Source organism: Streptomyces aureus (assembly GCF_001418135.1).
GTDB classification, from domain to species: Bacteria; Actinomycetota; Actinomycetes; order Streptomycetales; family Streptomycetaceae; genus Streptomyces; species Streptomyces aureus_A.
Window position 1 is genome coordinate 1 of record NZ_LIPQ01000477.1, and the last position, 9,588, is coordinate 9,588.

Here is a 9,588-nt window from a genome sequence, read left to right on the forward strand (position 1 = left end):
CCCCCGGCCGCTCGGGCACCCTTCACGGGTCGGGTGCCCGGGCGGCCGGGGGTGTCACCCGGGACCGAAGTCCCCCGTGACACCGCGAAAGATCCCGTCAGGCGGCGAGAAAGGCCTCGATGGCCTCGGCGAGTGCCTGCGGGGTCTCCTCGGGCGCGTAGTGGCCGGCGTCCTTGAGGACCTCCAGGCGCGCGTTGGGGTACCAGCGCAGCCAGGTCGCCTCCATCGCCTCGGCGCCCAGCGCCGGGTCGTGGGCACCGACGACGAGCAGCACGGGGGCCGGGTTGTCGCGGACGCGCTCGTGGAAGTCCGTGCGCGACCAGGAGTCCAGGTAGGCGCGGAAGGCCGTCGCCGAGGAGCGCCGGACGGAGCGCTCGACGAGGGTGCTCAGCCAGGCGTCGTCGTACCGGCCGCCGGTGGTGTTGTCGATGATCGCGCGCCGGTTGGCCGCCTCCTCGGCGGCCCCGGCGAAGAGTTCCCAGGTCTCGCCGTCCATGGGGAACCCGGCGGCCGACACGGGCGAGATGCCGATGATCGAACGGACCCGGTCGGGGGCGTCGAGGAGCATCAGCTGCGCGGCCTTGCCGCCCATCGAGTGCCCGACGACGGAGAAGGAGTCCCAGCCGAGGTCGTCCGCGACGGCGAACGCGTCGGCCGCGACCTCCTCCATCGTGTAGGCGCCCTCGTGGTCGAGCGCCTCGCCGTAGCCACGGCAGTCGACGAAGGCGTAGGAGCCGGCGGCATCGTTCAGATGGGCCCGCAGCGGAGCGAAGCTCGTGCGGTCGCCGAACCAGTTGTGGAGCACGAGAGCCCGCCTCGGACCCTCGCCCTGCACCTCGTACGGAAGAACCCGGCCCGTCATCCTGCCCCCTGGTCATGAGGTGGTGTAGCGCGCCTGTGGCGCCGGTCGACGACCGAGTGTGACGGTACGGACGCGTGCGGTCAACACCCCTCCTGTTCGGACATGCCGGGGGAACGGGTCCGGGATGCGGTGCCTTTCCGGTGAGGCGCATCCTGGCTGTGTGACCTCGCACGGCACCACGGCCCCCGGCCCGGTGGGCAGTACCGGGCGTCCGTCCGGGAAGAGAGCTGCCGACGGGCCCCTTTCGGGCGCTCTGACCTGGACGCTCGCCGAGGCGGCACTGAGGGCGGTCGACGAGGTCGGAGGCTACGCGGGCGGGGTGTACCTGCGCTCCGGAACCCCCGGACTGCTGCGGATGGCGGCCCTGGTGGGGCTGCCGGGCCCGTTGTTCCGCCCGTGGTTTCGCATGCACACGAACCGCCCGTTCCCGGTCGCCGAGGTCCACCGCTCCGGACAGGCCGTCCACCTCCATGACGTCGAGGAGGCGATGCGGCGGTTTCCGCAGCTGGTGGCCAGCCTGCCGTTCCCCTTCGCCTCGCTGTACGCGCCGGTCGTCGCCGGGCGCGAACGGTACGGGGTCCTCGTGGCGCTGCGGCCGCCGACTCCCGGGGTTCCGGTGGACACCCGCGACCGGGACCGGATGATGCGAGGCGGCCTGCACCTCGGCGAGACACTCGCCGAGCTGGCCCGCCAGGGGACGACCCTCGAATGGCCCGGCGAACCGGTGTGCGTTCAGCTCTCCACCGCGGGCGCGCCGCCGGTCCGCTTCGGTTCCTTCGAGTGGGACCTCGACACCGGCATGGTCACGCTGGACGCGGGACTCCTGGCGATCCTCGGCGCCGACGTGCCCTCGTCGTGCCCGATCGGCGTCCTGACCTCGCTCCTGGAGCCGGAGGACGGGTACGCGTTGTGGGCGGCGGCCCGGCAGGCGACGGGGCCGGACGGTCGGCCGGTGGTGCGCCGGATCCGGCTGAAGGGCCCGGACGGGGCTCTGCACCTGCTCGAGGTCTCCACGCGGGCGCGCAAGACCTCACCGGGCACGGTGGCGGACACGGGCGCAGGCACGGGAGGGGAAGCAGCACCGCGACTTGGCATCGGCGGCGTCAGCACCGGTCTGCGGCTCACCTGCACCCTCGTCGACCTCGGCACCGGTCTGATCGGCTCCGACGCCACGGACCGGCTCCCGCGGGCGATCCTGGCGATCGACCGCCTCGGCCGCGTCACCTACGTCAACGAGCGCACCGAGCGGCTGCTCGGCCGCCCCCGCGGCGCCCTGGCGGGAAGGCCGCTGTGGGAGGCCCTGCCCTGGTTCGGTCTCCCGTTCCACGAGGAACAGCTCCGCGCCGCGATGCTCTCCGGCGACCCGGTGCGGTTCCTGGCCCGCCCCGAGCGGGGTCAGTGGCTTTCGGTCTCCCTCCATCCCGGGCGGGACGGCGTGACCATGGTCCTGGTGCCGGAGACCGATCCGGGCCGGGCCCCCACACGGGACCCCGGGACCAGCGGGCCGACGAGCGGGCCGACGGACGACACCCTGTCCCTGCCCGACGACCAGGTCTCGGCCCTGTACCGGCCGGTGGCCCTGGCGATCGCGCTGTCCGAGGCGGTGACGGCCCGCCAGGTGTCGGCGGTCGTGACGGAGGAGCTGCTTCCGGCGTTCGGCGGGCGCCAGCTGGCCATCTACCTGCTGAGCGACCGCCGTCTGTACCTGGCCTGGGAGACGGGCTTCCCGCCGGGCTTCCTCGAACCCTTCGACGGAGTGGCCCTGGACGCTCACGTGCCCGGCGTGGAGACGCTCACGACGGGCAGACCGCTGTTCTTCGAGTCGATGAAGCAGCTGGGCCGCAGGTATCCGGATCTGCCCCTGGACGCGGCCTCAGGGGCTCGGGCGTTCCTGCCGCTGATCGCCTCCGGGCGGCCGGTCGGCTCCTGCATCCTCGGCTTCGACCGGCCACGCGGGTTCAGCTCGGAGGAGCGGACCGTCCTCACGGCGCTCGCGGGCCTCATCGCGCAGGCCCTGGAGCGGGCCCAGCGGTACGACACGGAGTCGGCGGTCGCGCGCGGCCTCCAGGACGCGCTGCTCCCCCACCGGCTTCCGGTCCGGGAGGGCGTGGAGACGGTGGGCCGCTACCTGCCGGGCACGCAGGGCATGGACGTCGGCGGGGACTGGTACGACGTCATCGAGACGGGGCGGGGGCGCCTCGCGCTCGTCATCGGCGACGTCCAGGGACACGGGGTGGCCGCCGCGGCCACGATGGGTCAGCTGCGCAGCGCCGTACGGGCCTTCGCGCTGGCCGGTCATCGGCCGCAGGACGTGATGCGGGGGACCAACCGGCTGCTCATCGACCTGGATCCGGGGCAGTTCGCGAGTTGTTGCTACGTACTCCTCGATCCGAAGTCGGGGCAGCTGCGGGCGGTTCGAGCCGGGCATCCGCCGCCGTTGCTCATGCACCCGGACGGCGTGACGGAGCGGATCGAACTGGCGGGCGGGATGGTGCTCGGGATCGACGTCCGCGCCTCGTATCCGGTGACGCGGCTGCAGCTGGACCCGGGTGGAGTGCTCGCGCTGTTCACGGACGGACTCGTGGAGAAGCCCGGCCAGGACATCGACGACGGGATCGAGGAGCTGCGCCGGGCGCTCGCTGCGACCGCTTCGCTGCCGCTCGCGGAGGCGGCCGACCAGGTGATCAGGGACGCCCGGCAGGTCACGTCCCGCGCGGACGACATCGCGCTGCTGCTCGCCGCGCGCCCGCCGGAACACGACTGACGGTCACCCGGTCGGGCCGTGGCGCTGGTCGGTCGCCGCGGGCGCGGGGAGGCTGGGGGTGCCGTGCCGATCAGGCCGGACGAGCCAGGGCGTGAGCCCGAGGAGGACACGTGCAGCAGGACAAGCAGCCCGAGTACGGCCCGGTGGTCTTCCGTGACCGCTCGGCCGGGTACGCCTTTCTGACCCGGTCCACCGCGACCAGCGACCGGACCATCGAATGGGACGACGGCAACACGTACCCCGTGATCGACGTGGAGATCTCCTCCGAGAGCCACCCCTTCTACACGGGCACGGCACGGACGGTGGACTCCGAGGGCCGGATCGCCAAGTTCGAGCGGCGCTTCGGCGAGGAGAGCTGAACATCTCTCCGTGAAACTGGCCGGAGGGTGGCCAGTTCGCCTTCCAGGATGAGGTCACGAAGACGGCGGAGCGCTCGCGCTCCGCCGATGACTCCCTGGAGGGGAAGAACTGTGATCGTGGTGACCGGAGCGACCGGAAACGTCGGACGACCGCTGGTGGAGCTGCTGGCCGCGGCCGGCGAGAAGGTGACGGCGGTGAGCCGTCGGCCGGCCGACGGGCTGCCCGCCGGAGTGACGCACCGGCAGGGGGACCTGGCCGATGTGGGCGGTCTCGCGGGGCTGTTCGAGGGCGCGGAGGCGGTGTACCTGCTCGTCGCGGGTCTCGGGGACGAGCTGGATCCACGCGCGATCGTCACGGCGGCGGTGGCCGCCGGGGTGCGACGGATCGTGTTCCAGTCCTCGCAGCTGGTGGGAACGCGGACCGGTTCGGTGTCGCACGACGTTCTGCGGGCGTTCGAGACGGCGGTACGGGGGTCGGGGCTGGACTGGACCGTGCTGCGGCCGGGCGGTTTCGCCTCCAACGCCTTCCTCTGGGCCGAGCAGGTCCGTTCCGCGCGTACGGTGGCGGCTCCGTTCGGCGATGTGGCGCTGCCGGTGGTGGACCCGGTGGACATCGCGGGCGTCGCGGCGGAGGTGCTGCGTGACCCGGCGGCACACGCGGGCCGGACATACGTGCTGACCGGGCCGGTCGCGGTGTCACCGCGGGAGCAGGTGCGGGCGCTGGCCGGGGTGGTGGGTGCCCCGGTCGCGTTCGTGGCGCTGAGCGCGAGCGAGGCCCGCTCCCAGTTGGCGCGGTTCCTGCCGGAGGAAGTGGTCGACGGGATGCTGTCGGTGATGGGCGAGCCCAGCGCGGAGGAACAGCGGGTGAGTTCCGATGTGGAGCGTGTCCTCGGCCGGACGCCGCGACCGTTCGCGGCGTGGGCGGAGCGGAACGCGCCCGCCTTCACCTGAGGGACGGCGCGGGGCGCGGCTCACGGACGGCCGCGCGGGAGGCCGGCGGCGACCTCGGCGAGGGCGGGGACGCGCGTCGCTCGGACGGCGTCCCCCGCCCCGGCCGGGTGGGTCGAGCGAGGGCACGCGGGGCGCCCTCCGCTCAGCTCGGAGAGGCGATCAGGCCTTCACGATGCCGGACTCGGAGACCTTGATGACCGCGGCGGTGGCGCCGGAACGGGAGCCGAGGCCCTCGATCTTCTTGACCAGGTCCTGGCCCTCGACGACCTCGCCGAAGACGACGTGCTTGCCGTCGAGCCAGTCGGTGACGATCGTGGTGATGAAGAACTGCGAGCCGTTGCTGTTCGGGCCGGCGTTGGCCATCGAGAGCAGGAACGGGCGGTCGTGCTTCAGCTTGAAGTTCTCGTCGGCGAACTTCTCGCCGTAGATGCTCTTGCCGCCGGTGCCGTTGCCACGGGTGAAGTCGCCGCCCTGCAGCATGAACTGCGGGATGACGCGGTGGAACGGGGAGCCGGCGTAACCGAAGCCGTGCTCGCCGGTGGCGAGCTCGCGGAAGTTCTGCGCCGTCTTCGGGACGACGTCGTCGAACAGCTTGAAGGTGATCCGGCCCGCGGGCTCGTCGTTGATGGTGATGTCGAAGTAAACGTTGTCGCTCATGGGGACATCCTGTCATTAGTCACGCACGGCGCGCGCACGGGCCGCCTCCTCCCGGGTCACGGCGTGCCGGTGCCCCGCGGCCCGTCGGGGGCGCGGGGCACCGGTCGTCGCGGGTGGCACGGGTCAGAGCAGCCCGCCCGCGCCGGGGGCCGGAAGGGTGCTCTGGGCGCCCTGGACGGTGTCGACGACGGTGTCGACGCCCTGGTCCTCCTGGAGGAGGCCGGTCGCACCACCCAGGGGGTTCTCGGCGGCGCTGGCCTGCGGCGGAGGCGTGACGAGGGCGGTGACGACGCCTGCGGCGAGGGAGGCGATGGCGAGCATGCTGCGCTTCTTCATGCCCTGGTCAACTGCTGAGCGGCCAAGGAGTTACGGGCTTCGCCGGATCAGGGCGAACGGCGCGTCCGCCGACCGCCGCGCTCGCACGCGCGCTCGCACGCGCAGCCGCCCAGAGGGGTGAACATTTACCCCATATCGGGTGGAACCGTATGGTGTGGATGAGTGTCTCCGTCAGTGACACCACTGTCCCCGGAGCAGGAGAAATTGGGGGACGTCATGCATCACCGTCATACCCTCGCGGCGGTCGCCGCGGGAATCCTGTTGACCGCCGGGATCGGCGCCACGATCCCGGCCGGCGCCACGAACACCCCGTCCCCGAGCTCGTCGACGCAGGCCACGGCCCTGGTCGTCAACGCCCGCTGGGGCGGCCACGCAACCTTCGACCGGCTCGTGATCGACGTACGGGGCGCCATGCCCCCGGTCACCGTGCACCAGGTCGGGGCGCTGCACTACGACGGCTCGGGCCAGCGGGTCCCACTGGCGGGCAAGCAGTTCCTGGAGATCCGCCTCTCCCCCGCCGCCGCCCACGACGATGCCGGAAAGTCCGTCTACCAGGGCCCCCGGCTGCTGAAGATCCATCTCCCCGCGCTCAAGGGGGTCGCCCTGACCGGCGACTTCGAGGGTGTGGTCACCATCGGAGCCGCCTTCGACACCAAACCCGTCTACAAGACCTTCCGGCTGCACTCGCCGGAGCGCTTCGTGGTCGACATCGCCCACCCGGTGGGCTGCCGGGCCTGAGGGGTCCGGCCGGGGGCGGGGCCGTCCGGAGGGCCGGCCCCGCCTCCGTACTCGGCCCCGTGCACGTGCCGGCCCCGCCTCCGTACTCGGCCCGCGTACCTGCCGCGCCCCGCCTCCGTACTCCGCCCGCGTACGTGCCGGGCGGGCCGGACCCGGCGGGGCTGTCAGACCGGCGCTACGGCCGGTCCCCTTCGGAGCCGGTCTCCAGATAGAACGGGAGGCCCGTCCTGCGGGCCCGGTCGGTGCCCGCGAGGCGGGCGAACTCGCGCGGCTCCATCTCCCGTTCCCACTCGTCGAGGGTGCGCAGGCGGTACTCGCTGTGCTCCCCGGGGTCGAGGACGACGCCGGCGATCTGCTCGTCCGTCAGCTCACCGCCGTCGAAGACGAAGCCGATGTGGTTGGCGGGCCAGTCCTCGCCCCGGTCGGTGACGAAGTGGGTGCCGAGCAGCCGCGGTTCGCCGGTGAAAATGATCCCGGTCTCCTCGTGGCACTCGCGTACCGCCGTCTCCCAGGGGGTCTCCCCGGGGTCCATGTTCCCGCCGGGCCACTGCCACAGCTCGGTGTCGTAGCTGGCGCGCAGCTGGAAGGGACGGCCTCGGGTGTCGGTGAAGTAGAGGCAGGCGTACGCCGTCGCTCTCGGCAGGGTCGCGACGTACTCGACGGGCGGCAGCCAGATGTTCGCCATGGGCGGCTCTCCTTCGACGGGCCGGTGGAATCACCCTCATCCAAGCGGCCCGGGGGACGCCACCGGGCCGCTCCGGGGTGGATCACCGGATCGTGTGATCGATTTCCCGCCGGTCCGGTCCCTGCTCTGTCAGGTCTCCACCCGTGGGCCTCCGGCGTCAGGTCACGGAGACGAGCCCCGCCTCGTACGCGATGATGACCAGCTGCACGCGGTCGCGTGCGTCCAGTTTGGCGAGCAGCCGGGTCACATAGGTCTTGGCCGTGGCGACGCTGATGTGGAGTTCGGCGGCGACCTCCGTGTTCGAGAGGCCGCGTCCGACCAGAGTGAGCACCTCGCGCTCGCGGTCGGTGATCCCCTCGGCCCGGCGCCGGGGCGCGGCGGCGGTCCGCGGGCGGTCGGTGAACTCCTTGATGAGGCGCCGGGTGACGCTGGGGGCGATGAGGGCGTCGCCGGAGGCCACGACACGGACGGCGGCGAGGATGTCGTCCAGGGCCATGTCCTTGACCAGGAAGCCGGACGCGCCCGCGTGGAGCGCCCCGTAGACGTGGTCGTCGTCGTCGAAGGTGGTGAGCACGACCACCCGGGCGTCCGTGGGGCCCTCGGTGATGAGGCGGGTCGCCTCGATGCCGTCCGTCCCGGGCATGCGCAGGTCCATGACGACGACGTCGGCGCCGGTCTCCTCGACGAGGCGCACGGCCTGGGCGCCGTCCGCCGCCTCTCCCGCGACGACGAGGTCGGTGGTGTCGCCGATGACCATCCTGAGCGCGGTGCGCACCAGGGGCTGGTCGTCGGCGAGGAGGACCCGGACGGTCCGCCCGGTGGTGGTCTCGGTCATCGGGGGGTGGCTCCTGCGGGAAGGGGAAGACGGGCGGTGACGCGGAATCCGCCGCCGGGGCGGGGACCAGCGGCGAACTCTCCGTGCAGCAGGGTGACGCGCTCCCGCATCCCGACGAGTCCGTAGCCCGACCCGGCGGGGGCGGAGGCGGCCCCGTGGCCGCGGTTCCGGTCGCCTTTCCGGTCGCCGTCCCGGTGCGGGTCGGGGCGGCCCCGGTCCTCCACGGTGAGGACGAGGGTCTCGGGGTCCTGCTGGTCGACGGTGACCGTGCAGGAGTCGGCGCCCGAGTGCCGTACGACGTTGGTGACGGACTCCTGGACGACACGGAACGCGGAGAGGTCGATGTCCTGCGGCAGGGCTCGCGGCGCTCCGACCCGGCGCACGGCGACGCGGACGCCCGCCGCGGCGGTGACCTCGGCGAGCCGGTCGAGTACGGCGAGGCCCGGCATCTCGGGAAGCCCCGCCCCCTCGGCGGAACGGTTTCCGGCGGCCGCCTCGGCTCGCAGCGCGCCGAGCATGCGGCGCAGTCCCGCCAGGGTGTCGCGGCTGGCCGTCTCGATCTCCGCGAGGGCCTGCCTGGCCTGTTCGGGCTGCCGGTCCATGACGCGCCGGGCGGCGCCGGCCTGGAGGGCGACGATGCCGATGCTGTGGGCGACCGAGTCGTGCATCTCGCGGGCGATACGGAGCCGTTCGGAGGTGACGGCCTGTGCCGCGGCCTGGGCGCGGGCCTGTTCGGCGTACGCCCGGCTCTGCCGCTCGGACCGGCCGAGCAGCCAGGCGACGGCGGCGGCGAGGGCGACGGCGAGCGTGCTGGTGGTGCCGGCGCCCCAGCCCGCGAGCACCCGGACCGCGAGGTAGGCGGCCAGGGTGCCCAGGGCCAGCACGAGCGCCCGGCCCGCCTCCCGGGGCGGGCGGGAGGCGGCGACGGTGTAGAGGGCCACGTCCACGGCGAGGTACTGGGCGAAGGGGATGGCCATGACGCTGAGCGGGGTACTGGCGACGACCGCTGCCCCGAGGAAGTACCGGACGGCCGCCGCCGGACGGCGGGTCAGGAGCGCGCTGCCGCGCAGGGCGAGGGCGGTCGCGAAGACCTGCATGACCAGGCCGTCCCAGCGCAGGAAGGCCACCCCGGCGACGACGTCGGCCTCCTCCTGGCCGGGCAGCCGGACGCGCAGGAGGACGGTGAAGAGCAGGCCCGCGAGCCAGGCGATCGCCGCCCACCGGCCGGGGGTGATCCTCCTGAGGAACGGCGCTGACGGTGTGGCGGGCATGCGCTGATCGTAGAGCGAGGCCGGGCGGCGGTCATCGGACCCGGGGTGTACGACCGGGGGTGACAGGGCGGACCCTCGTGCGGTCCGGGTGGCGCGCGGGCCCTGGTGGTCGGGCCGCTCGGTTGGGCGG

At 73.2% G+C, this 9,588-nt stretch carries 10 protein-coding genes; 4 read left to right on the forward strand and 6 right to left on the reverse strand.

Features of this window, described 5'->3' with window-relative positions; all coding sequences use genetic code 11:
• Positions 1-97: 97 nt before the first annotated feature.
• The gene (locus AOK00_RS31170) at positions 98-862 is read right to left on the reverse strand and encodes an alpha/beta fold hydrolase (protein WP_055603544.1); all 765 of its coding nucleotides are present in this window, start codon (positions 860-862) and stop codon (positions 98-100) included.
• A 160-nt stretch (positions 863-1,022) separates the two neighbouring features.
• Between AOK00_RS31170 and AOK00_RS31175 the strand changes: the two genes are divergently transcribed.
• The 3 genes from AOK00_RS31175 (at position 1,023) to AOK00_RS31185 (ending at position 4,936) form a co-directional block, all read left to right on the forward strand.
• Positions 1,023-3,626: a SpoIIE family protein phosphatase gene (locus tag AOK00_RS31175; protein ID WP_055603545.1), complete on the forward strand. Its 2,604-nt coding sequence runs from the start codon at positions 1,023-1,025 to the stop codon at positions 3,624-3,626.
• Between the two features lie 110 nt (positions 3,627-3,736).
• Positions 3,737-3,985, forward strand: coding sequence for a type B 50S ribosomal protein L31 (locus AOK00_RS31180; RefSeq protein ID WP_030317014.1), 249 nt, complete (start codon positions 3,737-3,739; stop codon positions 3,983-3,985).
• A gap of 111 nt (positions 3,986-4,096) precedes the next feature.
• Positions 4,097-4,936: an NAD(P)H-binding protein gene (locus tag AOK00_RS31185; RefSeq protein ID WP_055603546.1), complete on the forward strand. Its 840-nt coding sequence runs from the start codon at positions 4,097-4,099 to the stop codon at positions 4,934-4,936.
• Between the two features lie 159 nt (positions 4,937-5,095).
• On the opposite strand, the gene AOK00_RS31190 is transcribed toward AOK00_RS31185, so the two are convergent.
• Together AOK00_RS31190 and AOK00_RS31195 are read right to left on the reverse strand one after the other, a co-directional pair.
• On the reverse strand, positions 5,096-5,593 hold the full coding sequence (locus AOK00_RS31190; protein WP_055603547.1) for a peptidylprolyl isomerase: 498 nt from the start codon (positions 5,591-5,593) through the stop codon (positions 5,096-5,098).
• Between the two features lie 123 nt (positions 5,594-5,716).
• On the reverse strand, positions 5,717-5,929 hold the full coding sequence (locus AOK00_RS31195) for a hypothetical protein (RefSeq protein ID WP_254047575.1): 213 nt from the start codon (positions 5,927-5,929) through the stop codon (positions 5,717-5,719).
• 216 nt (positions 5,930-6,145) lie between these two features.
• Here AOK00_RS31195 and AOK00_RS31200 point away from each other — a divergent pair, with 216 nt between their 5' ends.
• The gene (locus AOK00_RS31200) at positions 6,146-6,667 is read left to right on the forward strand and encodes an AMIN-like domain-containing (lipo)protein (protein WP_055603548.1); all 522 of its coding nucleotides are present in this window, start codon (positions 6,146-6,148) and stop codon (positions 6,665-6,667) included.
• A gap of 175 nt (positions 6,668-6,842) precedes the next feature.
• Here AOK00_RS31200 and AOK00_RS31205 read toward each other — a convergent pair whose 3' ends face one another.
• From AOK00_RS31205 to AOK00_RS31215, 3 genes are all read right to left on the reverse strand, one after another.
• Positions 6,843-7,352, reverse strand: a complete 510-nt coding sequence (locus AOK00_RS31205) for an NUDIX domain-containing protein (RefSeq protein WP_055603549.1) — start codon at positions 7,350-7,352, stop codon at positions 6,843-6,845.
• Between the two features lie 157 nt (positions 7,353-7,509).
• Positions 7,510-8,187 (reverse strand): response regulator, encoded by a 678-nt coding sequence (locus tag AOK00_RS31210; protein WP_055603550.1) that lies wholly within the window; start codon positions 8,185-8,187, stop codon positions 7,510-7,512.
• Positions 8,184-9,458, reverse strand: a complete 1,275-nt coding sequence (locus AOK00_RS31215) for a sensor histidine kinase (protein WP_055603551.1) — start codon at positions 9,456-9,458, stop codon at positions 8,184-8,186. Before AOK00_RS31215 ends, AOK00_RS31210 begins: the two co-directional genes overlap by 4 nt.
• Positions 9,459-9,588: the final 130 nt, after the last annotated feature.